This is a genomic window from Streptomyces brevispora (assembly GCF_007829885.1).
Lineage (GTDB): Bacteria > Actinomycetota > Actinomycetes > Streptomycetales > Streptomycetaceae > Streptomyces > Streptomyces brevispora.
The window spans coordinates 521471-543350 of record NZ_VIWW01000001.1 but is presented as its reverse complement, the minus strand read 5'-3'; the positions used below and the strand labels follow the sequence as shown (position 1 = coordinate 543350).

At 72.2% G+C, this 21880-nt stretch carries 22 protein-coding genes and 2 pseudogenes; 12 read left to right on the top strand and 12 right to left on the bottom strand.

The annotated features are described in order from the left end of the window. Positions 1-51: 51 nt before the first annotated feature. On the bottom strand, positions 52-663 hold the full coding sequence (locus FHX80_RS02550; RefSeq protein WP_145762607.1) for a hypothetical protein: 612 nt from the start codon (positions 661-663) through the stop codon (positions 52-54). Between the two features lie 265 nt (positions 664-928). Between FHX80_RS02550 and FHX80_RS02545 the strand changes: the two are divergent. Further along, positions 929-1240, top strand: a pseudogene (locus FHX80_RS02545) (penicillin acylase family protein); the annotation flags it as partial. Positions 1241-1317: 77 nt separating this feature from the next. Here FHX80_RS02545 and FHX80_RS02540 read toward each other — a convergent pair. Continuing rightward, the gene (locus tag FHX80_RS02540) at positions 1318-2619 is read right to left on the bottom strand and encodes an exo-beta-N-acetylmuramidase NamZ family protein (protein WP_145762606.1); all 1302 of its coding nucleotides are present in this window, start codon (positions 2617-2619) and stop codon (positions 1318-1320) included. A 184-nt stretch (positions 2620-2803) separates the two neighbouring features. On the opposite strand from FHX80_RS02540, the gene FHX80_RS02535 reads away from it, so the two are divergent. From FHX80_RS02535 to FHX80_RS02520, 4 genes are read left to right on the top strand one after another with little or no spacing between them, the layout of a single operon-like run. Beyond that, a complete protein-coding gene (locus tag FHX80_RS02535; protein ID WP_145762605.1) occupies positions 2804-3568 on the top strand; it encodes an SDR family oxidoreductase in 765 nt (254 codons plus the stop codon). Then, the gene (locus tag FHX80_RS02530; RefSeq protein WP_145762604.1) at positions 3565-4488 is read left to right on the top strand and encodes an AMP-binding protein; all 924 of its coding nucleotides are present in this window, start codon (positions 3565-3567) and stop codon (positions 4486-4488) included. Before FHX80_RS02535 ends, FHX80_RS02530 begins: the two co-directional genes overlap by 4 nt. Before the next feature lie 38 nt (positions 4489-4526). After that, complete coding sequence (locus FHX80_RS02525) at positions 4527-5120, top strand: TetR/AcrR family transcriptional regulator (protein ID WP_145762603.1); 594 nt, start codon at positions 4527-4529, stop codon at positions 5118-5120. Between the two features lie 31 nt (positions 5121-5151). After that, positions 5152-5715, top strand: a complete 564-nt coding sequence (locus FHX80_RS02520; protein WP_167523350.1) for a GNAT family N-acetyltransferase — start codon at positions 5152-5154, stop codon at positions 5713-5715. A gap of 19 nt (positions 5716-5734) precedes the next feature. On the opposite strand, the gene FHX80_RS02515 is transcribed toward FHX80_RS02520, so the two are convergent. After that, entirely contained in the window at positions 5735-6577 is an 843-nt protein-coding gene (locus FHX80_RS02515; RefSeq protein WP_244318116.1) for a LysR family transcriptional regulator, read from the bottom strand. A gap of 108 nt (positions 6578-6685) precedes the next feature. Between FHX80_RS02515 and FHX80_RS34575 the strand changes: the two genes are divergently transcribed. After that, positions 6686-6850 (top strand): hypothetical protein, encoded by a 165-nt coding sequence (locus FHX80_RS34575; protein ID WP_167523349.1) that lies wholly within the window; start codon positions 6686-6688, stop codon positions 6848-6850. A 449-nt stretch (positions 6851-7299) separates the two neighbouring features. Further along, positions 7300-8715 (top strand): HEAT repeat domain-containing protein, encoded by a 1416-nt coding sequence (locus FHX80_RS02510; RefSeq protein WP_167523348.1) that lies wholly within the window; start codon positions 7300-7302, stop codon positions 8713-8715. A 38-nt stretch (positions 8716-8753) separates the two neighbouring features. Here the strand turns inward: FHX80_RS02510 and FHX80_RS02505 are convergent, their stop codons facing one another. Together FHX80_RS02505 and FHX80_RS02500 are read right to left on the bottom strand one after the other, a co-directional pair. Continuing rightward, positions 8754-9968: an acyl-CoA dehydrogenase family protein gene (locus tag FHX80_RS02505; protein WP_145762600.1), complete on the bottom strand. Its 1215-nt coding sequence runs from the start codon at positions 9966-9968 to the stop codon at positions 8754-8756. An 8-nt stretch (positions 9969-9976) separates the two neighbouring features. After that, positions 9977-11005, bottom strand: a complete 1029-nt coding sequence (locus FHX80_RS02500; protein WP_145762599.1) for a phosphotransferase family protein — start codon at positions 11003-11005, stop codon at positions 9977-9979. A gap of 155 nt (positions 11006-11160) precedes the next feature. On the opposite strand from FHX80_RS02500, the gene FHX80_RS02495 reads away from it, so the two are divergent. Together FHX80_RS02495 and FHX80_RS02490 are read left to right on the top strand one after the other, a co-directional pair. Then, positions 11161-12450, top strand: a complete 1290-nt coding sequence (locus FHX80_RS02495) for a glucarate dehydratase family protein (protein ID WP_145762598.1) — start codon at positions 11161-11163, stop codon at positions 12448-12450. A gap of 160 nt (positions 12451-12610) precedes the next feature. Continuing rightward, positions 12611-13546: an NADP-dependent oxidoreductase gene (locus tag FHX80_RS02490; protein WP_145762597.1), complete on the top strand. Its 936-nt coding sequence runs from the start codon at positions 12611-12613 to the stop codon at positions 13544-13546. 92 nt (positions 13547-13638) lie between these two features. On the opposite strand, the gene FHX80_RS02485 is transcribed toward FHX80_RS02490, so the two are convergent. From FHX80_RS02485 to FHX80_RS02465, 5 genes and pseudogenes are all read right to left on the bottom strand, one after another. Continuing rightward, complete coding sequence (locus FHX80_RS02485; protein WP_145762596.1) at positions 13639-13950, bottom strand: DUF202 domain-containing protein; 312 nt, start codon at positions 13948-13950, stop codon at positions 13639-13641. After that, entirely contained in the window at positions 13947-14342 is a 396-nt protein-coding gene (locus FHX80_RS02480) for a YidH family protein (protein WP_145762595.1), read from the bottom strand. The genes FHX80_RS02485 and FHX80_RS02480 overlap by 4 nt, the downstream gene beginning before the upstream one ends. Positions 14343-14385: 43 nt before the next feature. Further along, a complete protein-coding gene (locus tag FHX80_RS02475; RefSeq protein WP_145762594.1) occupies positions 14386-14898 on the bottom strand; it encodes an NUDIX hydrolase in 513 nt (170 codons plus the stop codon). Positions 14899-15092: 194 nt separating this feature from the next. Then, positions 15093-15614, bottom strand: a pseudogene (locus tag FHX80_RS02470) (TetR/AcrR family transcriptional regulator); the annotation flags it as partial. A gap of 38 nt (positions 15615-15652) precedes the next feature. Beyond that, positions 15653-16546 carry a DMT family transporter gene (locus tag FHX80_RS02465; protein ID WP_145762593.1) on the bottom strand — a complete coding sequence of 298 codons (894 nt, stop codon included), beginning with the start codon at positions 16544-16546 and terminating at the stop codon, positions 15653-15655. A gap of 219 nt (positions 16547-16765) precedes the next feature. On the opposite strand from FHX80_RS02465, the gene FHX80_RS02460 reads away from it, so the two are divergent. Beyond that, positions 16766-18421, top strand: a complete 1656-nt coding sequence (locus FHX80_RS02460; RefSeq protein WP_145762592.1) for an FAD-binding dehydrogenase — start codon at positions 16766-16768, stop codon at positions 18419-18421. A 13-nt stretch (positions 18422-18434) separates the two neighbouring features. Here FHX80_RS02460 and FHX80_RS02455 read toward each other — a convergent pair whose 3' ends face one another. Next, positions 18435-18887: an ASCH domain-containing protein gene (locus tag FHX80_RS02455; RefSeq protein WP_145762591.1), complete on the bottom strand. Its 453-nt coding sequence runs from the start codon at positions 18885-18887 to the stop codon at positions 18435-18437. A gap of 109 nt (positions 18888-18996) precedes the next feature. Between FHX80_RS02455 and FHX80_RS02450 the strand changes: the two genes are divergently transcribed. Further along, positions 18997-19773: a molybdopterin-dependent oxidoreductase gene (locus tag FHX80_RS02450; protein ID WP_145762590.1), complete on the top strand. Its 777-nt coding sequence runs from the start codon at positions 18997-18999 to the stop codon at positions 19771-19773. Next, positions 19715-20458, top strand: coding sequence for a cytochrome b/b6 domain-containing protein (locus tag FHX80_RS02445; RefSeq protein WP_145762589.1), 744 nt, complete (start codon positions 19715-19717; stop codon positions 20456-20458). The genes FHX80_RS02450 and FHX80_RS02445 overlap by 59 nt, the downstream gene beginning before the upstream one ends. Before the next feature lie 22 nt (positions 20459-20480). On the opposite strand, the gene FHX80_RS02440 is transcribed toward FHX80_RS02445, so the two are convergent. Beyond that, positions 20481-21878: a GntT/GntP/DsdX family permease gene (locus FHX80_RS02440; RefSeq protein ID WP_145762588.1), complete on the bottom strand. Its 1398-nt coding sequence runs from the start codon at positions 21876-21878 to the stop codon at positions 20481-20483. Positions 21879-21880 lie beyond the last annotated feature (2 nt).

Sequence of the window (21880 nt, the reverse complement as noted above, 5' to 3'; positions counted from 1 at the left end):
GCCCGTCCGGCAGCCGTACGTCGACGGACGCCGGGCGGGCCGCTCCGTTCCTCAGGCCGCCGATGCCAGGTGGCCGAGCCGGGTCCGCCGGGCTTTCGCCAGCGCCGCCTGGGTGAGCACAGACCGCGGCACCACGATCCCGCACCCGGTGCAGACCGGGCCGGACCACGGCTCGCTGTCCAGGTCCTGCCGCCAGGCGATCCTGGCCTGTGCGCACACCGGGCAGCCGGTGCCCGGCTCCGACTCCAGGGCGGAGATCAGCCGGACCAGGACCTCGGCGAGCGGCGCCGCCGGGTGGACGGCCGGGTCGTCGCACCGGGCGACCCCGTTCCCGCCCCAGGTGCGCCGGTGCCAGTCGTCGAACGCGCCCGGCCGGCGCAGCCCGTCGTGCTTCTCCCGGCGGCGGCGCTCGGCGAACCCCGCCTCGTAGCCCAGCCAGACCGCGCGGGCCGTCTCCAGCTCCTCCAGTGCGCGTATCAGCCGCACCGGGTCGGGGGCCCGGTCCTCGGGCCCGATTCCGTGCCGGGCGCACAGGTGATCCCAGGTCGCCCGGTGTCCGTAAGGGGCGAAGCGTTCCAGGCACTTGCGCAGCGAGTACCGCCGCAGTGCCAGGTCGCTCCGCGGATCGCGGACCTGTCTCGCAAGACTCCGGAAACCGGCCATTGCGCTGCCACCTCCGTCGCTCGTACTCCGTCGCCCGAACTTCGGCGTCGGTGAATAGACGTACAACTGCCCGGATCGGCTCCATCCAAGGGTGCGGTCGTCCAATGCGTGAGATGACTGATCGTCAAGTGCCCCGGTCGAGGCGCCGGCCGGGCTCAAGGCGGCGCAGGGCATCTACGACGACGAGGTCATACCGGAGGGCTCGCTCCCCGGCTCCGGCTCCGGCGCCCGGAAGCCCCGCATGTCCAACGCCCTGCTGGTCTCCGGCTGGTGGGGCTTCGCCGACAAGGACCTGCGCCAGGTGCTGGGACAGCCGGTCAAGGGGCCGCTGGCCAGGACCTACTGCGGCAACGGCGATCTGAGCAGCTGCCGCGCGGCGCTGCTGTCCTCGCTGAAGCGGGCGGCGGCGGTACCGGCGGCGGAGGTGTACCCGGCGGACGACAACTGCAAGGCCGGCGAGCAGTGGTGCACCGACTCGATCATCCACCGGGCGCTGGGCGGGATCACGCAGAAGGCGATCCACTGGCAGAACCGTCCCACGTACCAACAGGTGGTGGAGTCCCCGGCCCATCGCTGAGTTCCGGCCCGTCCGGTGCGTGAGGACGGAACCGGTTCGCCGGGCGGGCCCGAACTCCCGGGCCCGCCCGGCACGTCTCACCGGTACTGGAGATACCGCTTGCGCACGGAACGGAACGCGGCGAGATCCTTCGACCACGCCCCCACGACCTCATCCGTGTCCGCACCCGCGTCGATCATCGTGCGGACCCGGGTGTTGCCGGTGAGCTTGTCGATCCAGTTGTCCGGCCGCCAGGCGAACCCGCTCCAGGTCTGCTTCGCCGTCACCAGCAGCGCGATCCCGGTGCGCACCGGGTCGAAGACCTCCCGGTCCTGCACGTGCACCTGCACGCCGCCGACCGTCTTGCCCACGAACTTGGAGAACGTCGGCGCGAAGTACGCCTCGCGGAACGCCACCCCGGGCAGGTCGAGCGCGTTCGCGGCGGCCGCCCACGTGTGGTCGATGCCCTCCGCGCCGAGCAGCTCGAACGGCCGCGTGGTGCCGCGCCCCTCGGAGAGGTTCGTGCCCTCGAAGAGGCAGGTGCCCGAGTAGACCAGCGCCGTGTCGGGCGTCGGCATGTTGGGGCTCGGCGGCACCCACGGCAGCCCGCTCGCGTCGAAGAAGTCCGAGCGCGACCACCCCGACATCTTCACGATCTCCAGCTCGGCCGGACGGTCGGCCAGGAACTCCCCGTTGAACAGCAGGGCGAGTTCGGTGACCGTCATGCCGTGCGCCTGGGCGATCTCCCGGCGGCCCACGAAGGTGCCGAACGCCGGATCGAGGACCGGCCCGAGCGCCGCCCGCCCGGACACCGGGTTGGGCCGGTCCAGGACGACGAACTTCTTGCCCGCGAGGGCCGCCGCCTCCATGCAGTCGTACAGCGTCCAGATGTACGTGTAGAAGCGGGCGCCCGCGTCCTGGATGTCGAACACGATCGTGTCGACGCCGGATGCCGTGAAGACGTCGGCGAGCTGCTGCCCGCTCTTGAGGTACGTGTCGTAGACCGGAAGGCCGGTCGCCGGGTCGTCGTACCGGCCCTCGGAGCCGCCCGCCTGCGCGGTGCCGCGGAAGCCGTGCTCCGGGCCGAAGACGGCCGTCAGGTTCACCCGCCCGTCCGGGTGCATCACATCGACGATGTGGCGGACGTCGGAGGTGACCCCGGTCGGGTTGGTGACGACGCCGACCCGTTGGCCCTTCAGTATCGCGTAGCCGTCCGCCGAGAGCCGGTCGAAGCCGGTACGGAACCGGCCGTGGCCGCCCCCCTGCCCGTTGCCGTGCCCATGGCCCTGTTCGTTGCCCTGCGAGGGGCGGGCCGCTGCGGGTCCGGCCGCCGCGGCCGTCGCCGCGAGGGCTCCCACGGCACTGCCGGCGGTCAGCAAACCACGTCTGGTCAGGCTCATTCGGATACCTCCAAGATCGCGACGTCTGTCATGGCCACGCACGCTAGCGCGCACACGGGCCGCAGGGAACGAGCCGGACGTGACGGATGTGACGGGAGCGACGCATGGGTGGCGTCAGTCTCTTCCCCGACGACATACCGACTGGTTAGTCTGCTGGTGCAGTCGGCTGAGAGAGGCGGGACCGATGAGTACGGTGCAGGGCGCGGGCGTAGTGGTCACGGGGGCCGGAGGCGGCATCGGAGCCGCCCTGGCCCGCAGGTTCGCCGCCGAGGGCGCACGGGTCGTGGTCAACGACCTCGACGAGGGCAGGATCGCGGCGCTCGCCGAGGAGATCGGCGCCGTGGCCGTCGCCGGGGACGCCTCGCGGATCGTCGACGCCGCCCGGGACGCCCTGGACGGCACCGTGGACGTCTACTGCGCCAACGCGGGCCTCGCCTCGCCCGGTGACGTCTTCGCCGACGAGGAGGTCTGGGCCGCCGCCTGGGACGTCAATGTGATGGCCCACGTCCGCGCGGCCAGGGCGCTGCTCCCGGACTGGCTGGAGCGCGGCAGCGGCAGGTTCGTCTCCACCGCTTCGGCCGCCGGACTGCTCACGATGATCGGCGCGGCGCCGTACAGCGTCACCAAGCACGGCGTGGTCGCCTTCGCGGAGTGGCTCGCACTCACCTACGGCCACCGCGGCGTCAAGGTTCACGCGATCTGCCCGCAGGGCGTGCGTACGGACATGCTGACCGCCGCGGGATCGGCCGGGGAGCTCGTGCTCGCCCCCAGCGCCATCGAGCCGGAGGACGTCGCCGACGCGCTCTTCGCGGCCATGGCCGAGGACCGCTTCCTCGTCCTGCCGCACCCGGAGGTCGCCGGGTACTACCGGGCCCGCGCCAAGGACACCGACCACTGGCTCGGCAGCATGAACCACCTCCAGCAGAAGTGGGAGGAGACCGGCGCATGACCGAGTCGATCTACGCGGCGAAGCCCTGGCTCCCGCTGCTCAGCGAGGCCCAGCGGGTCTCCGTCCACCCGGCCGCCACCCTGGTGCACGCCTTCCGGGAATCGGTGGCCCGCGCCCCGGACCACCCGGCGCTGGCCTACTTCGACGGGTGCCTCACCTACCGCGAGACCGACGCGCTCTCCGACTCCGTGGCCGGCCACCTCGCCGTCCGGGGTCTGGAGCGCGGCGACCGGGTCGCGATCATGCTGCAGAACTCGCCGCAGTTCGTCCTCGCCCTGCTCGGCGCCTGGAAGGCCGGGGCGACGGTCGTACCCCTCAACCCGATGTACAAGTCCGGTGAGGTCGGCCATGTGCTGAAGGACGCCGAGGTCACCGCGCTCATCTGCTCGGACCGCGCCTGGGAGGCCTACCTGCGGGACACCGCGGCGGCAGCCCCGGCCGTCCGGATCGCCGTCACCGCCTGCGAGCTGGACTTCCAGACGAAGAACGACGAGCGGGTGCTGAACTTCGAACGGCTGCCCGCGGCCGACGACGCCGCCTTCCCCGACGGCGAACTGCGCACCGGCGACATCGGCTTCATGGACCGCGAGGGCTGGCTCTACGTCGTCGACCGCAAGAAGGACATGATCAACGCCTCCGGCTTCAAGGTCTGGCCGCGCGAGGTCGAGGACGTCCTCTACACCCACCGCGCCGTCCGCGAGGCGGCGGTCGTGGGCGTCCCCGACGCCTACCGGGGCGAAACGGTCCGCGCCTACGTCAGCCTGCGGCCCGGCTCCCGCGTCGAACCGGACGAACTGGCCGCGTACTGCAAGGAACGGCTCGCCGCGTACAAGTACCCGCGCGAGGTCGAGATCCTGACCGAACTTCCCAAGACGGCAAGTGGGAAGATCCTCAGGCGGGAACTGCGTTCACCCCGCTAGAACCGGTTCACGCACCGCACGGAAGGAAGGTGGCGGCTATGGCCAAGGCGACGGACGGGAGCGGTACCCCCGTTCCGCAGCGGCTGCTGGCCGCCGCCACCCGGCTCTTCGCCGAGCAGGGGTACGACCGCACCTCGGTCCAGGAGATCGTCGAGGCGGCCGGCGTCACCAAGGGCGCGCTCTACCACTACTTCGGCTCCAAGGAGGACCTCCTCCAGGAGGTCTACGCCCGGGTGCTGCGGCTCCAGCAGGAGCGCCTCGACGCCTTCGCGGACGCCGACGCACCCGTGGAGCAGCGGCTGCGCGACGCCGCGGCCGACGTGGTCGTCACCACCATCGAGAACCTCGACGACGCCTCGATCTTCTTCCGCTCCATGCACCACCTGAGCCCGGAGAAGAACAAGCAGGTACGGATGGAGCGGCGCCGCTACCACGAGCGCTTCCGGGCCCTGGTGGAAGAGGGACAGCGCAGCGGGGTGTTCTCCACGGCCACCCCGGCGGACCTGATCGTCGACTACCACTTCGGCTCGGTCCACCACCTGTCCACCTGGTACCGGCCGGACGGCCCGCTCAGCCAGCAGGAGGTCGCCGACCACCTCGCCGACCTGCTGCTGCGCGCGCTGCGGCCGTAGGGAGGCGGCAGAGACGGTGAGGGAGGGAACGGTGTCCGGGGGCGCTGCCGAGGTCGTCGAGCTGCGGCCCCACACGCCGGCGAGCCTCGAAGCGCTGCTGCGCTGGAAGAACGACACCGAGATCCGGCGGCTCAGCGACGGCGGGACGCACTCGTTCACCCGCGAGGAGGTCGCCGCGACCCTGGAGCGGTGGATGCGTCCCAGCCACGGGACCGTCCACCTCGCGATCGGGCTGGCCGGCCGCGCGGAGCCCATCGGCTTCCTCCACCTGGCACTCATCGAACGCGCCCACCGCCGGTGCCGGCTCGGCATCGTCATCGGGGAGAAGGACCTGTGGGGACGCGGCCACGGGCGTACGGCAGTGGTGCAAGCGGTCGACCATGCGTTCGACGTGCTCGGCCTCGACCGGATCACCGCGGAGGTCTTCGCCGACAACCCACGCTCCGTGCGGATGCTCGAAGGCGCGGGCTTCGTGCGCGAGGGCGTCATGCGCGAGAGCGTCCAACGCGACGGACGGCGCGTCGACGAGCTGATCTTCGGACTGCTGCGGCACGAATGGGCCGGGGCGGGAGGCGACCGGGACCGGCGTCGCTGAGGCGCCGCGCGGCCGCCGTTCAGGACCCGCCACCTGCCAGCCGGTCCAGCAGCGCCCCCGCCGCCGGGTTGCGCGGCCGGGGGCTCCGGCCCGCCGGCACCACCGTCCGGCCCGGCTCCGGCTGCCGGATGCTCACGCACGGCAGCCCGGCGTCCTCACCGATCCGACGGGGCAGGATCGCCACGCCGATGCCCGCCCGCACGAGGTCCACGAGCAGCCGGATCTGGGTGACGTCGCAGGTGATCCGGCGCTCCAGACCGCAGTGCGCGGCCAGCCGCTGCACCGCCGTCTCCAGACCGGTACCGGCCCGGAAGTCCACGAACGGCTCCCCGGCGAGGTCCTCGATCAGGGTGCGCCCGGCCGTCGCCAGCCGGTGACCGGGGGCGGTGATCAGCACCAGGTCCTCCTGCCAGGAGGCGAACGCCACGAGGCCGTCCGGCAGTCCGGCGGCGTCCGGCGCCAGATGGCCGAGGTCCAGCTCACCGGCGAGCAGCCCCGCCAGCAGCTCCGGGGTCGTCGCCTCGCGCAGGGAGATCTGCACCCCGGGCCACAGCCGGTGGAACGCGGCCGGTTCGGCGGCCAGATCCACACAGGCCAGCGTCTGGATCGTGCCGATCCGCACCCGGCCGGTGGCCAGGGCCGACACGGCGGCCACCGCGTCGCGCGCCGCGTCCGTCCCGGCGAGCACCGTCCGGGCCGACGGCAGCAGCGCCCGGCCCGCCTCGGTCAGCACCACCCGGCGGCCGGTGCGGTCGAACAGATCGGCGCCCAGCTCCCGTTCGCGCTTGCGCACGGACGTGCTCGCGGACTGCACGATCAGTTCGGCGCGGGCGGCGGCGGTGAAGCTGCCGTGTGTGATCACCGCCCATGAAGTGGCGGAGCTGACGAATCTCCACCCATCCACGGTAGTGATCGCAGCCAGTGAAACCATCTGTTGGACCGAACCGGCGGGCGGGGCCACGCTGGATACATGGCGCACATCCAGACATCGACGCGTGTCCCCGCCCTGTGGCGCGTGGCCTACGGGCCGCACCGCCCGAGGACCGTCCGGGTCCTCGCACGGTGCCTGCTGCGGGTGCGGGCCTTCGCCCGCGACCTGGCGCTGGCCGACCACGTACCGTACGGCGGCTACTGAGCCGGGAGGCGCGGGCCCGAAACGCGTTGGTGGAGCCGCGGAGCACCCGGCTAGCATCCGACGATGCGGACGCCGGTCGACGAAGAGTTCCACGCCCTGGGCCGACAGCTCACGAACGAGGACCCCGGGCAGCGTCACACGGCACTGGTCCGGCTGGCCGAGCTCGTCACCGCGTGCCCCCCCGACGACGGGCGGACGGACGCACTCGCCGCACTGCTGCCCGTGTCCCTCACCGGACTCCCGGAGGCTGATCTCCTCCTGGCCGGGCTCTACGAGCGGCTCGGCCACCGATGGACGGGCCGCCCCCGGCCCCCGTGGCGCACGGCCGGGCACCTGCCGGCAACGGTACGGATCGCCTGGCTGCGCGCCGATGTGCTCCCTGGCGGGCCGCGACCGCCGTGCTCCGGGAGGCCTTCGCCGTACCGGAGCCAGGGCCCGTCGCCGCACCCGTGTCCGATGCGGTCCGGGCCTGGCGGTCCGCGCTGGCCGACGCGGTCCGGGTACCGGACGCACTGGCGGACTTCCGCCGCACGGACGACGGCACGGTTTCCTCGCGGGACCGGCTGGCCGCCCTCATCGAGGCCCACCGCGGCGCCGACCCCGGGGTCCGGGCCGCCCTCATCGACTGGATGACACGGCTCCAGCCCCTGGACGCGCCGCCCTGGACCCTCGCGGAGACCGCCCGCGCGCCGGAGCCCCCACCGCGCCGGGTCCGTGCCGACGACCTGGACCAGCCGCGTTCGGCGGCCCTGCGGGAGCGGCTGCTCGCCATGCTCGGCTCGGCGGAGGCGGGGCGACGCCGGACCGCCGCCGAGGCGCTGGCGCGGTGGCCCGAGCCGGAGGCCCGCCTGGCCGTGCTGCGCGCGTACCTGAACGGCCGGGTCGGCCTGCCCGCCGCGGCCGGCCTCGACCACGCGCTCGGAGACATCGGCGAGAGCGAACTCCGGGGTGACGGAATCCTGCGCGACAAAGTGGCAGGTGCGGCCGTGGGGCTCGATCCGGGGGAGCGGGAACGGCTCGTCCCGCTGCTGCTGGAGTGGTGGGAGCACGCACCGCCCGCCGTGGCCCGGGCCGTCGGGGACGCGTTGCGCGCCCATCCCGCCGACGCGCTGGCCGAAGCACTGGGCGACCGCCTCGACGCCGGGGCGTGGGGGTTCCTGGACCTGCTTGCCGGCCGCCCGCTCCTGCGCACCCCCGCGCTGACGCGGACCTGCCGCCGCCTGCGTACCGAAGGGCGTCACGAACTCGCCGACCGGCTGATCCTCGTGGAGGGGCCGTTGCGGGGGCCGGACGCCGGACGGCAGGACGCGGCGGCACTGGCGGTACTCCGCGACCGCGACGCGGCCCTTCCCGCCGCGCCGGGGCAACGTCCGACCCGGCGGGAACTGATGGACCTGGCCGCGACCGGCACTCCCGAGCAGATCTGCCGGGCACTCACCGCACTGGCCGAGGCGCACCCCGGCCCCGAGCCGGACCGCGACCCGCATCTCCTGCACCTGCTCGGCGAGTTGCTGACGCACCCCCGGCCCGGAGTGCGGCTGCGGGCCCACCGCACCGCGCGCGCGATGCTGGAGCGGACGGCGTATCTGCGCCACACCGAACAACTGCTGGACGACCCACGGCCGGACGTGGTGCGCATGGCACTTCGGACGCTCTGCCGGGCGGGCTGGGAGCCGGCGATCCCCGCGGTCACCGGGCTGCTCGGGCACCCGCACGCCGTCGTGCGCGGCGCGGCGGCCGAGGCACTGGCCGAGCTGGGCAGGGCGGCGGTTCCGGCACTCCGTCACGCCGCCGCCCGCGCCCGGCCCGACCGGCGCTCCCGGTACACGGACGTACTGGACCGGATCGGGGCCGGCGAACACTGACGTGATCCGCCGCCCCCGACCCGCCACCGGCCCGTCGCCTACAGGTACTTCTTGATCTCGCGCCGCGCCAGCGACCGCTGGTGCACCTCGTCAGGGCCGTCCGCCAGCCGCAGCGTCCGCGCCGCCGCCCACAGTTCGGCCAGCGGGAAGTCCTGGCTGACGCCGCCCGCACCGTGCAGCTGAACCGCCTGGTCGAGGATGGAGACCACCGCACGAGGGGTGGCGATCTTGATGGACTGGATCTCGGTGTGCGCACCCCGGTTGCCCACCGTGTCCATCAGCCAGGCCGTCTTCAGCACCAGCAGCCGCAGCTGCTCCACCGTGACCCGCGCGTCGGCGATCCAGTTCTGCACCACGCCCTGCTGGGCGAGCGGCTTGCCGAAGGCGTTGCGGGACACCGCGCGCCGGCACATCAGCTCGATGGCGCGCTCGGCCATGCCGATCAGCCGCATGCAGTGGTGGATGCGGCCCGGTCCCAGCCGCGCCTGGGCGATGGCGAAACCGCCTCCCTCCTCGCCGACCAGGTTCGCCGCGGGCACCCGCACGTTGTCGAAGACCACCTCGGCGTGGCCGCCGTGGTAGTGGTCCTCGTAGCCGTACACCTTCATGGCGCGCTTCACGGTCAGACCCGGGGTGTCGCGCGGGACGAGGATCTGCGACTGCTGGCGGCGGATGTCGTCGCCGTCCGGGTCGGTCTTGCCCATCACGATGAAGATCGCGCAGTCCGGGTTCATCGCCCCGGAGATGTACCACTTGCGGCCGTTGATGACGTAGTTGCCGCCGTCGCGGGCGATCCGCGTCTCGATGTTGGTCGCGTCCGATGACGCCACCTCCGGCTCCGTCATCGCGAACGCGGACCGGATCTCACCGGCGAGCAGCGGCTCCAGCCACTGCTTCTTCTGCTCGTCGGTGCCGAACTGTGCGAGCACCTCCATGTTCCCGGTGTCCGGCGCCGCGCAGTTCAGCGCGGTCGGCGCCAACTGCGGGGAGCGGCCCAGGATCTCGGCCAACGGGGCGTACTGGAGGTTGGTCAGCCCGGCCCCGTGCTCGGCGTCCGGCAGGAAGAGGTTCCACAGCCCCTGCCGGCGCGCCTCAGCCTTCAGGTCCGCCACGATCTGCGGGGTGTCCCACGGCGACGCGAGCTGCTCCCGCTGCTCCTGCGCGGTCTTCTCGGCCGGGTGGACGTGCTCGTCCATGAAGGTGAGCAGCTGGGCGCGCAGTTCTTCGGTACGGGCGTCGAATGCGAAGTCCATGGGGTTGATCAGCCTTCCTGGAGGGTGGTGAGGCCGTGCGCGATGAAGACGGGGACGAGATCGCCGATGCGGTCGAAGCCGCCACCGACGGTCTGGCCCAGCGTGTAGCGGTAGTGGATGCCCTCCAGGATCACGGCGAGCTTGAACCAGGCGAACGCCGTGTACCAGGAGATCGCGGAGGTGTCCCGGCCGGAGCGTGCGGCATAGCGCTCGATCAGTTCGGCGGGGGAGGGGTGGCCGGCCGCGCCGCTGGTCGTGGAGACCGGTGACTCGGGCAGATCGAGGTCGGAGCTGTACATCACCAGCAGGCCGAGGTCGGTCAGCGGGTCGCCGAGCGTCGACATCTCCCAGTCGAGCACGGCCTTGATCCGGTCGTCGGAGCCGAGCAGGACGTTGTCCAGGCGGTAGTCGCCGTGCACCACCGTCGGGGCCGGGGAGACGGGCAGTCCGTGCCCGAGCGCCGCGTGCAGCTCGTCGATGCCGGGCAGTTCGCGGTTGCGGGAGGCGTCCAGCTGCTTGCCCCAGCGGCGCAGCTGCCGGTCCAGGAAGCCCTCGGGGCGTCCGAAGTCGCCGAGCCCGACGGCCGCCGGGTCCACGGCGTGCAGCTCGACCAGCGTGTCCACCAGGCCGAGCACGGCCGTGCGGGTGCGCTCGGCGCCGAGCGGGGCGAGCTGCGCGGCCGTGCGGTACGGGGTGCCCTCGACGTACTCCATGACGTAGAACGGCGAGCCGGTGACGGAGTCGTCCTCGCAGAGCAGCAACGGCTCGGGGACCGGGACGGCCGTCGGGTGCAGTGCGCTGATCACCCGGTGCTCGCGCTTCATGTCGTGCGCGGTGGCCAGTACATGGCCCAGCGGCGGCCGGCGCACGACCCAGCGTCCGGTGCCGTCCCTATCGGTGACGACGTAGGTCAGGTTCGAACGCCCGCCCTCGATGAGCCGGGCATCGAGCGGTCCGTTCACCAGGCCCGGCCGTTCGCGCTCGAGATGTCCGCGCAGCCGGTCGAGGTCGAGACCTGGCGGGTGGACTGGGCTCATCGTGCGCACCTCCGGGAGGAATGATCCGTCGGAGTTCATGATGCCGACCAGTCGGTATGTCGTCCAGTGAACTCCCGGAACCGGATGTGCCGAGTCCGGCCCGAACGGCAGTCGAACCTCTGGTGTTCAGTCGTATCTCTGAATAGAGTTCATGTATGGATACAGCATTGTTGATCGACGAAGTCCGGCTGACCCCGATCCTCATTGCCGACCCGCCACTCCTCAACACCCAGGGCGTCCACCAGCCGTACACCCCGCGGCTCATCGTGGAGGTCGTCACACGCGGCGGGGTGACCGGCATCGGGGAGACGTACGGCGACGGCAAGTACCTCGAACCGGCCGAGTCGCTCGCCGCCGCCCTGGCCGGCCGCCCGGTCAGCGATCTGAACGGGCTCTTCGCCCTTGCCGACGAGGTGTGCGCAGACTCACGCGCGGCCGACGAGGGGGTCGACGCGGGCGGGCTGCGCGGCGTCCAGACCGCGGACAAGCTGCGGCTCTCGGTGGTGTCCGGCTTCGAGGTGGCCTGTCTGGACGCCCTGGGCAAGTCCCTCGGCCTGCCCGTGCACGCGCTGCTCGGTGGCAAGGTGCGCGACAGCGTCGAGTACAGCGCCTACCTCTTCTACCGCTGGGCCGAGCACCCCGAGGGCGGTGAGCGGGACGACTGGGGCGCGGCCGTCGACCCGGCCGGAGTCGTCGCCCAGGCACGGCGGTTCGCCGACGAGTACGGCTTCTCCTCCTTCAAGCTGAAGGGCGGTGTCTTCCCGCCCGACGAGGAGATCGCCGCGGTCCGCGCGCTGGCCGAGGCGTTCCCGGACCAGCCGCTGCGGCTGGACCCCAACGGCGCCTGGTCCGTCGAGACCTCGCTGCACGTCGCCGAGCAGCTCAAGGACGTACTCGAGTACCTGGAGGACCCGGCGAGCGGCACGGAGCTGATGGCCGCGGTCGCGGCGGGCACCGATGTACCCCTGGCCACCAACATGTGCGTCACCACGCTCGCCGAGGTCCCGGAGGCCTTCGCCCGGGACGCCGTCCAGGTCGTCCTCTCCGACCACCACTACTGGGGCGGACTGCACCGCACCCGTGAACTGGCCGGGATCTGCCGCACCTTCGGTGTCGGGCTCTCCATGCACTCCAACACCCACCTCGGGATCAGCCTCGCCGCCATGACGCAGGTCGCGGCCACCGTCCCCAACCTCGACTACGCCTGCGACAGCCACTACCCCTGGCAGACCGAGGACGTCATCACCACCCGCCACGTCTTCGAGGACGGCCGGCTCACCGTCTCCGACGCCCCGGGCCTCGGTGTCGAACTCGACCGGGAACGCCTGGCCGTACTGCACCGCCGCTGGCTCGACGACGACGGCACGATGCGTGAGCGTGACGACGCCGCCGCGATGCGCAAGGCCGAGCCGGGGTGGCGGACGCCGTCGATCCCGCGCTGGTGAGAGCCCTGTGCGGGGCCGTGGCCGCGCTCCTCGCCGGGCTCCGGCACTCCGGCCGCACGCCTCGCCCGTCGCTGCCGCGCACGTAGCCCGTCGCTGCCGTTCCCCGGGGGCCGCCGCGGCATGACTTGCGCCGCTCCCGGCCCGCGCCGATGGTCGAAGGATGAAGGCGATCAGCTACAGCAGGTACGGCGGGGCCGAGGTCATGGAGTACGGCGAGCGGCCCGATCCCAAGGTGGGCCCCGACAGCGTCCTGGTGAAGGTGCGGGCCGCGGCGGTCAACCCGGTCGACCGGAAGGCCCGGGAAGGCCTGCTCGACGCAGCGCTGGATGCCGTCTTTCCGGTGATTCCCGGCTGGGACGTGTCCGGTGTCGTGGTGCAGCCAGGGATCGCCGTCGACGAGTTCGCGGTCGGCGACGAGGTCATCGGGTATGTGCGGGAGGACTTCCTCAGCCGCGGCACGTTCGCCCAGTACGTCGCCGCCCCGGTGCGCGCCCTCGCCCGCAAACCGCTGAGCCTGAGCTTCGAGGAGGCCGCGGGACTGCCGCTGGCCGGTCTCACCGCGTACCAGGTGCTCCACCGGTCGCTGCGGATCCGAAGCGGTGACACCGTCCTCGTCCACGCGGCGGCGGGCGGTGTCGGCTCGCTCGCCGTCCAGCTCGCCCGCCACGCGGGATGCCGGGTCATCGGGACCGCGAGCGCACGCAACCACGAGCATCTGCGACAGCTCGGGGCGGAACCGGTGGAGTACGGGGATGGGCTCGCCGACCGGCTGCGGGCCCTGGCCCCGGACGGTATCGACGCGGCCTTCGACACCGTGGGCGGGGAAGCCCTGCGGGTGTCCGCGCAGACACTCGCCCCGGACGGGCGGCTGGCCTCCATCACGGATGCCGAGGTCTTCTCGTACGGCGGCAGGTACGCCTTCGTGCGGCCCGACGCCAAGGATCTGGCGCACCTGGCGGAGCTGGCCGAGCGGGGCATCGTCACGGTCCATGTCGACCGGGTCTTCCCGCTGGCGGAGACTGCGGAGGCCCACCGGCTGAACGAGCAGGGGCGCACCCGCGGCAAGATCGTCGTCACCGTGCACTGGGACGACTGACGGGCCCCGCGCCCGGCCGCGAAACAGCCCTCGCAAAAGGCCCTCGCAAGCTCTCGGAACCGCCCTCGGAACAGCCCTCATCGGACCAGCCCTCAGAAGAGCATGGCCACCGCGAACACGGCCAGCGCGACCGTGCACGCCGCGACCGTCAGGGCCTCCCGGGACCCGAGCGGCTGCGGACGGGCGGTGTTCATGCCCTGCACCCGGCGGTTCGCGACCCGCAGAAAGCCCAGCCAGGCGAGCACGCTCAGCGACAGGGCGACGAGCCCGGCCGGGCTCGCCCCGCCGTGCAGCGCCTGCTTGCCCGCCAGCAGCGCCACCACCGTGCAGGAGAGCGTGGTGCGGCGCCAGGCCAGCCTGGTCCGCTCCGGTTGCAGCCCCGGATCGCGCGCCGTGCTACTCACCGCCCCTCCCAGCCGAAGAGGACCACCACCACCATCGCGACGGCGACGACGGCGACCGCGAGACTCAGCAGCGTCGGGAACCGGGAGACCGGCAGGTCCTCGCCCCGCCGCATGGCCCGCTCGCACCGCACCCAGTGGTTGACCGCCCGCAGGGCACACAGCACACCGGCCGCGAGCAGAGCCAGCGCGAGGCCGGCCCGGACCCCCCAGGCGAGGCCCGGCAGGAACTGGTCGACGGCGAAACCGCCGCCGATGAGCGCGAGCGCCGTCCGTATCCAGGCGAGAAAGGTCCGCTCGTTGGCGAGCGAGAAGCGGTAGTCGGGGGTGTCGCCCTCTTCGCGGATCCGCTGCGGCGCGAACCACAGGCGCAGGCTCTGTACGAATTCGTTCACGTCCGGACCTTATCTGCCACTTCGGTACCCCTTGCGGGGTGGTTCAGGACGCTTCGCGGAACGCCCGCAGCCGCCGGTGGCACTCCAGCCCGTCCGGCACCCACAGCCACTCGCCGAGCCGCTCCGCCAACTCCGCGTCCGTGAGGAAGGTGTGCCAGGCGACCTCTTCCACCTGCGGCTTCACCGGCAGCTCGCACCGTACCCGGTAGACGTACGACCACCAGCGGTGCCGGTCGCTCTCGTAGAGGAACTTGAAGAGCGGCTCGGGCCGGGGGAGCCCGGTGACACCCAGCTCCTCCTCGGCCTCGCGCAGCGCCGCCTCGTCGTACGTCTCGCCCGCGCCGACCACCCCGCCGACGAACATGTCGTAGTGCGACGGGAAGACCAGCTTGGTGGCGGTCCTGCGGTGCACGAAGATCCGGCCTTCGGCGTCCCGGACCTCGATGAACGCGCACCGGTGGCGCAGGCCCCGCGCGGTCGCCTCGCCGCGCGGCGCCTGCCCGATGACCTCGTCGTTCTCGTCGACGATGTCCAGGATCTCGTCAGAAGGGTTCATGCCCCTCATCCAACATCAGACCGCTCATCCGGCATCGGACCACCGGGGACGGTCACTGACCCATGACGTACTTGACGGTAGGACCCGCGGTCCAGCCGCCGTCCACGGCGAGTTCGGCGCCGGTGATGACGACGGTCCGGTCAGTGAGGTTGCTCTTGTCGGTCATGACATGTCCTTCATGTGGTGCGGGTGGTTCACGCGCCGTGCGGCGCGGGGGCGTGCAGGAACGCGGTGATGGTCCCGACGAGATCCGCGAGGAAGAGCCCCTGGCCGGTCAGCGGCTCCGTGCCGTCAAGCGCTTGGCGGGCGCGGTCGGCGAGCGCCGCGCCGGTCAGGGTGAGTGCCAGATCGAGGCGCTCCAGACGGACGGGCTCCGGCAGTGCGCCCAGGCGGTCCCCGATCCGGCCGATCAGCCGGCCGTAGGCGGTGCCGTCCAGGGCGGGGTGCGGCCGGCCGGTCCGCAGACCGGTCTCGTGGCTCAGCTGGGACGAGATGCGCGGACAGCGCCGGCCCCGGTCGTCGGCGAGCAGGCTCGCCTCCGCCGTCATCAGCGCGGTGAGGAGATCCCGTACGCCGCAGTCCGCGGGGAGCTCGTCGAGCAGCGGCGCCACCACCTGCTCGGTACGGGCCTGGAGGCCGGCCATCACGGCGTCGAGCAGCCCGGCACGGGAACCGAAAAGGTACTGCACCGCCGACGGGTTGCTCTGACCCGCCAGCGGCAGGGGTGTGGCCCACCGGCACGGGCGGATCTGCCTCAGCGCGGCTCGAGAGTCTTCGCGCGGCGCCTGCCCACCGGCCCCTCCGGCATCGCGGGATGCAGCCCCAGCAGCACGATCCCGACCACGATCGCCGCGAGCCCGGCCGCCTGCCAGGCCAGCGCGCCCGTGTCGGTGCGCACCTGGTCGCCCAGGAACCCGATCCCGCAGGCGATCCCGGCCAGCGGCTGGGCCGCGGTCAGCGCGGGCAGCGACATCCGCAGCGGGCCGGTCTCGAACGCGCTCTGCACCAGAATCAGCCCCGTCACCCCCAGCACCACCACCGCGTACGGCTGCCAGCTCATCACCAGCTCCGCCCAGCCCCCGTCCGAGAGCCGCTGGCCGCTGACCCGGGTCAGCGCGTCCTGCAGTCCGTACAGCAGCCCGGCCGCCACCGCGAGCAGCGCCGGGGCCGCCACCGACCGGGAGCGCGCCGCGTACACGGTGAGCGTCATGGCGAGGCCCACCACCACACCGATGACCAGCCAGTGCCGCAGCGGGTCCGACACCACCGCGCCGCCCTTGGGCTCGCCCGCCAGCAGGAACGCCGCGACCCCGCACGCCAGCAGCCAGAGCCCGGCCCAGCCCTGCCGGCCCAGCCGCTGGCCCGTGCGGTGGCGGGACAGGGTCATCGCGAAGAGCAGGTTGGTCGCGAGGAGCGGCTCGACGACGGAGACCTCGCCCTTACCCAGGGCCAGCGCGCCCAGCACCATGCCGCAGACCATCAGACCGATACCGGCCAGCCAGCTCCGTACCCGCATCAGGTCCAGCAGCAGCCGGGGCGACAGATAGTCGCTCTTCGGGGCGTGGCTGGCGGCGGCCTGCTGCAGCACGAAGCCGAAGCCCAGACAGCAGGCCGCGCTCACGGCGAGCACGAGAACCAGCACCGACACGCTTCTCTACCCCAAGGTCAGGCCGGAAGGGAGTGGATTGTTTCGACGATAGCGCCTGGACGCCACCGGTGCGGTTGGAGCGCCGCCGACCGGGCGGTTGACGCCGGGGTGGCCGGTGCCGAAGATCTGACGCACCGGTAACTTCGCGAGCAACCTCACGGGTGAGGTGCGGTCCTTCCGCCGGACCGTGTCCGGATCGCCCCGACAAGGATGGAACTCATGGCGTACGACGCTGATGTGATCGTGATCGGGGCAGGACTCGCGGGGCTGGTGGCCACGGCCGAGCTGGTCGATGCGGGCCGCTCGGTGATCCTGCTCGACCAGGAGCCCGAGCAGTCGCTCGGCGGCCAGGCGCACTGGTCCTTCGGCGGCCTCTTCCTGGTCGACTCGCCCGAACAGCGCCGGATGCGGATCAAGGACAGCCATGAGCTGGCCCTCCAGGACTGGCTCGGTACGGCGGGCTTCGACCGGAAGGAGGACCACTGGCCGGCGAAGTGGGCCGAGGCGTACGTCGACTTCGCCGCCGGTGAGAAGCGCTCCTGGCTGCACGCGCAGGGGCTGCGGCTCTTCCCCGTCGTCGGCTGGGCCGAGCGCGGCGGCTACGACGCGAACGGCCACGGCAACTCCGTCCCCCGCTTCCACATCACCTGGGGCACCGGCCCCGGTATCGTCGCCCCCTTCGAGCGCCGGGTGCGCGAGGGCGTCGCCAAGGGGCTCGTCACTTTCCGCTTCCGCCACCGGGTCACCGGTCTCGGCCGCACCGGGGGCACGGTCGACACCGTGAGCGGCGAGATCCTGGAGCCGAGCGACGCGGCCCGCGGGACCGCGAGCAGCCGGGAGACGGCCGGCGGCTTCGAGCTGAGGGCCCAGGCGGTGATCGTCACCTCCGGCGGCATCGGCGGCAACCACGACCTCGTGCGCGAGCAGTGGCCGGAGCGGCTCGGCACCCCGCCCGCCAAGATGCTGTCCGGCGTCCCCGCCCATGTGGACGGGCTGATGCTCGGAATCGCCGAGGAGGCGGGCGCCCATCACATCAACCGCGACCGGATGTGGCACTACACCGAGGGCATCGAGAACTGGAACCCCATCTGGGCCAAGCACGGCATCCGCATCCTGCCCGGCCCGTCCTCGCTCTGGCTGGACGCCCGCGGCAAGCGGCTGCCCGTCCCGCTCTTCCCCGGCTTCGACACGCTCGGCACCCTCGAACACATCATGCGCAGCGGCCACGACTACACCTGGTTCGTCCTGGACCAGAAGATCATCGGCAAGGAGTTCGCGCTCTCCGGCTCCGAACAGAACCCCGACCTCACCGGCAAGTCCGTGCGCGGCGTGATCGGCCGGGCGCGCGCGGACGTGCCGGGTCCGGTGAAGGCGTTCATGGACAACGGCGCGGACTTCGTCGTCGAGAACGACCTCGGCGCGCTGGTCCGCGGCATGAACGCGATCACCGGCGACTCGCTCATCGACGAGGCCGAACTGCGCCGCGAGATAACCGCCCGCGACCGCGAGATCGCCAACCCCTTCACCAAGGACCTCCAGATCACCGCGATCCGGGGCGCCCGCGCCTATCTGGGCGACAAGCTGATCCGGACGGCCGCACCGCACCGCATCCTCGATCCCAAGGCCGGACCGCTGATCGCCGTACGGCTGAACATCCTCACGCGTAAGTCGCTCGGCGGGCTGGAGACGGATCTGTCCTCCCGGGTGCTCACCGCGGACGGCACCCCGCTGCCCGGGGTGTACGCGGCCGGTGAGGCGGCCGGATTCGGCGGCGGCGGGGTGCACGGCTACCGCTCGCTGGAGGGCACGTTCCTCGGCGGCTGCATCTTCTCCGGCCGGGCGGCGGGCCGGGCCGCCGCGGAGGCGGTGGCCTGAGCGGAGGCGGGCGTCAGGAGGACGGCGAGTCCTCCGGGACCGGACCGATCAGTTCGACGACCCGGAACCGTTCGGCGACGACCAGCGTGTCGTCGTCGACCGTGAACTCCGGGTCGCCGAGCCCCTCCCGCATCTCGTCGCTGTGCCAGAACCGCTCGTGGCCGGCCCGCCACTGCGCGACCGACGTGTCGCCCTCACCCTCGTCGAGCACATGCTGGAGATCGACGTCCCCGAGGCGCAGAATCCGGACCTCCGTCACCTCCAGCACCGCGATCTCCCGGCCGTGCGAGTCGATCAGGGCGGACCGCTCGCCCACCGGGGGCGGCTCCTCCATCTCCGCCTCGTACTCCACGAGCAGTCCGGTCGTCGACACCTTCCGTCCGGCGAGCACCGCGGCGACCAGCTGATCGCGCAGCGGTCCGGGGAAGACGAGGAGGAAGGGCTTGAGCGCTTCACGGTTCGGCATGGCGCAAGTCTGACATCCGCGGCCGGCCGGCAGCCGCGAATTCTGACGGGCCGGTGACGCATCGCGGCGGCCCCTGGCATCCGGTGGCCCGGAGTGCTCGAATCGAGGAGTGAACAGTCCCCCTCCCCGCGCCGGACCCGAACCGTCGGCGCCGGGCCCCGATCAGGCCCCCGATCCGGACGCCGTCGGCGTTCCCGTCGGCCGCCGCATGGTCCTGACGATGCTCGGCCTCGGCGCCGCCGGGCTCGTCGCAGCCCCGGTCCTGCAACGGACCCTGGAATCGGGTCTGGGCGCGCTCGCGGACAAGGACCCCACCGGACTGACCGGACTGCTGCCCAACGGCGGCGGCTTCCGGTACTACTCCGTGGCCTCGTCCGTACCGTCGAAGAGTGCGGCCGACTACCGGCTGACCGTCGACGGGCTGGTCGACCGCCCGGCCACGTACACCTTGGACGCCCTGAAGGCGCTGCCGCAGACCCGGATGGTCCGGGACGTGCAGTGCGTGACCGGATGGCGGGTGCCCGAGACCCCGTTCGAGGGCGTACGGCTCTCTGCGCTGCTGGACGCCGCGGGTGTCCGGCCGGGGGCGAAGGCGATCCGCTTCACCTGCTTCGACGGCACCTACAGCGAGAGCCTCACCCTCGCCCAGGCCCGCCGCGCCGATGTGCTGGTCGCGCTGCGCATGCAGGACCGGCCGGTGTCCCATTCCCATGGCGGCCCGGTCCGGCTCTATGTGGCCCCGATGTACTTCTACAAGTCGGCGAAATGGCTCTCCGGGATCACCGTCACGGACTCCGTACGCCCCGGATACTGGGAGGAGCTCGGATATGACGTCGACGCCTGGGTCGGCCGGTCCAACGGCCGCGGCGACGCTCCCACGGCCTGAGGCGGCCGGCCGTGTGCCGCGGTTCGGCAGGCCGGTGCGGTGGGTGCACCGCACCACGGCCGCGCTGATGCTGCTCTGCGTGGCCACGGCCGCCTGCCTGTACGTGCCGCTGCTCGCCGAACTCGTCGGCCGCCGCCATCTGGTGGTCACCGTCCACGAGTGGTCCGGGCTGCTGATCCCCGCACCCCTGCTGGCCGGGCTGTTCTCGCGGGCGGTGCGGGGAGACCTGGGGCGGCTCAACCGCTTCGGGCCGCACGACCGCGCGTGGCTGCGGGCCGTGCGCCGCCGCGACCACCGGTCCGGCTCCCGGCCGGCCGGGAAGTTCAACGCCGGGCAGAAGCTCTACGCGGCCTGGATCGCGGGTGCGGTGCTGGTGATGGCCGGCACCGGGCTGCTGATGTGGTTCACCGGACTGGCCCCGCTGATGTGGCGGACCGGCGCGACGTTCGTCCACGACTGGCTGGCGCTGGCCATCGGCATCGTGCTCGGCGGCCACATCGCGATGGCGTACACCGACCCGGAGGCACGCCGTGGCATGCGCACCGGGTCGGTCGAGCGACGGTGGGCCCGTCGCGAACACTCACTGTGGCGGATCCCGGCGGACCCGGCGGAGTCCGCTGACCCGGTGGAGTCCGCTGACCCGGTGGAGTCCGCTGACCCGGCCGCGCCGCCGGAGGGGCGGTGACCGGCGCATCCGGCGGGAGTCCCTACAGGATCAGGGACAACAGCAGGATGAAGGCCAGCGAGACCACGGAGATGATGGTCTCCATCACCGACCAGGTCTTCACCGTCTGGCCGACGTCCATCCCGAAGTACTCCTTCACCAGCCAGAACCCGGCGTCGTTGACATGGCTGAAGAAGAGCGAGCCCGCACCGACGGCGAGGACCAGCAGTGCGGCGTGCGAGGTCGACAGGTCGGCCGCCAGCGGGGCGACCAGACCGGCGGCCGAGATGGTGGCCACGGTCGCCGAGCCGGTCGCGAGCCGGATCGCCACGGCGATCAGCCAGCCGAGCAGCAGGGCGGGTATCGACCAGTTCTCGGAGAAGTCCAGGATCATCCGGCCGACACCGGCGTCGATGAGGGTCTGCTTGAAACCGCCGCCCGCGCCCACGATCAGCAGCACGCCCGCGATCGGGGCCAGGGACTTCTCGACGGTGGTGGAGAGCCGGCCCTTGGTGAATCCGGCCGCCCGGCCCAGCGTGAACATGCCGACGATGACAGCGGCGAGGAGCGCGATCAGCGGGGAGCCGATCACATCGGTGATCCGCTGGACACCGTGCTCGGGGTTGTCCACCACGATGTCGACGAGGGCCTTGACCAGCATGAGTACGACGGGCAGCAGAATCGTGGCGAGAGTCGCGCCGAAGCTGGGCCGGCGGTCCAGGTCCTCCGACGGGCGCTGCGGGATCATCTTCTCCGGCGCCTTGATGTCCACCCAGCGGGCGGCGTAGCGGGAGAAGACCGGACCGGCGATGATCACCGTCGGGATCGCGACCAGCATGCCGAGGGCCAGCGTGACGCCCAGGTTGGCGTTGAGCGCGTCGATCGCGACCAGCGGGCCGGGGTGCGGGGGGATGAGCCCGTGCATCACGGAGAGACCGGCCAGCGCGGGGATGCCGATCCGCATCAGGGAGTAGTTGCCGCGCTTGGCGACCAGCAGCACCACCGGGATCATCAGCACGATCCCGACCTCGAAGAACAGCGGCAGGCCGATGATCGAGGCGATCAGGACCATGGCCCAGGGCATGGCCCGTCCGCTCGTCCTCGCGAGGATGGTGTCGACGATCTGGTCCGCGCCGCCGGAGTCGGCGAGCAGTTTGCCCAGGATCGCGCCGAGCGCGATGAGGACACCGACGCCCGCGACGGTCGAGCCGAGGCCCGCGGTGAAGCTCGCTATCGTCTTGGCCGGCGCCGCGCCTGCGAACGAACCGAGCGCCAGCGAGCCGACGGTCAGCGCGAGGAACGCGTGCATCTTGAACTTGGTGATGAGCAGGACGATGACGGCGATGGCCGCCAGGACGGCGATGCCCAACTGCGCGTTGCCGGCCGAGGTGATCGGTTGCACGGCATCCGCTGCCAGCGTCTCGACGCTGAGACTGGTCACGG

Coding starts and splice junctions, on each gene's coding strand:
- FHX80_RS02550 (WP_145762607.1), bottom strand. CDS start 663: ATGGCCGGTTTCCGGAGTCTTGCGAGACAGGTCCGCGATCCGCGGAGC.
- FHX80_RS02540 (WP_145762606.1), bottom strand. CDS start 2,619: ATGAGCCTGACCAGACGTGGTTTGCTGACCGCCGGCAGTGCCGTGGGA.
- FHX80_RS02535 (WP_145762605.1), top strand. CDS start 2,804: ATGAGTACGGTGCAGGGCGCGGGCGTAGTGGTCACGGGGGCCGGAGGC.
- FHX80_RS02530 (WP_145762604.1), top strand. CDS start 3,565: ATGACCGAGTCGATCTACGCGGCGAAGCCCTGGCTCCCGCTGCTCAGC.
- FHX80_RS02525 (WP_145762603.1), top strand. CDS start 4,527: ATGGCCAAGGCGACGGACGGGAGCGGTACCCCCGTTCCGCAGCGGCTG.
- FHX80_RS34575 (WP_167523349.1), top strand. CDS start 6,686: ATGGCGCACATCCAGACATCGACGCGTGTCCCCGCCCTGTGGCGCGTG.
- FHX80_RS02505 (WP_145762600.1), bottom strand. CDS start 9,968: ATGGACTTCGCATTCGACGCCCGTACCGAAGAACTGCGCGCCCAGCTG.
- FHX80_RS02500 (WP_145762599.1), bottom strand. CDS start 11,005: ATGAGCCCAGTCCACCCGCCAGGTCTCGACCTCGACCGGCTGCGCGGA.
- FHX80_RS02495 (WP_145762598.1), top strand. CDS start 11,161: ATGGATACAGCATTGTTGATCGACGAAGTCCGGCTGACCCCGATCCTC.
- FHX80_RS02490 (WP_145762597.1), top strand. CDS start 12,611: ATGAAGGCGATCAGCTACAGCAGGTACGGCGGGGCCGAGGTCATGGAG.
- FHX80_RS02475 (WP_145762594.1), bottom strand. CDS start 14,898: ATGAACCCTTCTGACGAGATCCTGGACATCGTCGACGAGAACGACGAG.
- FHX80_RS02460 (WP_145762592.1), top strand. CDS start 16,766: ATGGCGTACGACGCTGATGTGATCGTGATCGGGGCAGGACTCGCGGGG.
- FHX80_RS02455 (WP_145762591.1), bottom strand. CDS start 18,887: ATGCCGAACCGTGAAGCGCTCAAGCCCTTCCTCCTCGTCTTCCCCGGA.
- FHX80_RS02445 (WP_145762589.1), top strand. CDS start 19,715: ATGACGTCGACGCCTGGGTCGGCCGGTCCAACGGCCGCGGCGACGCTC.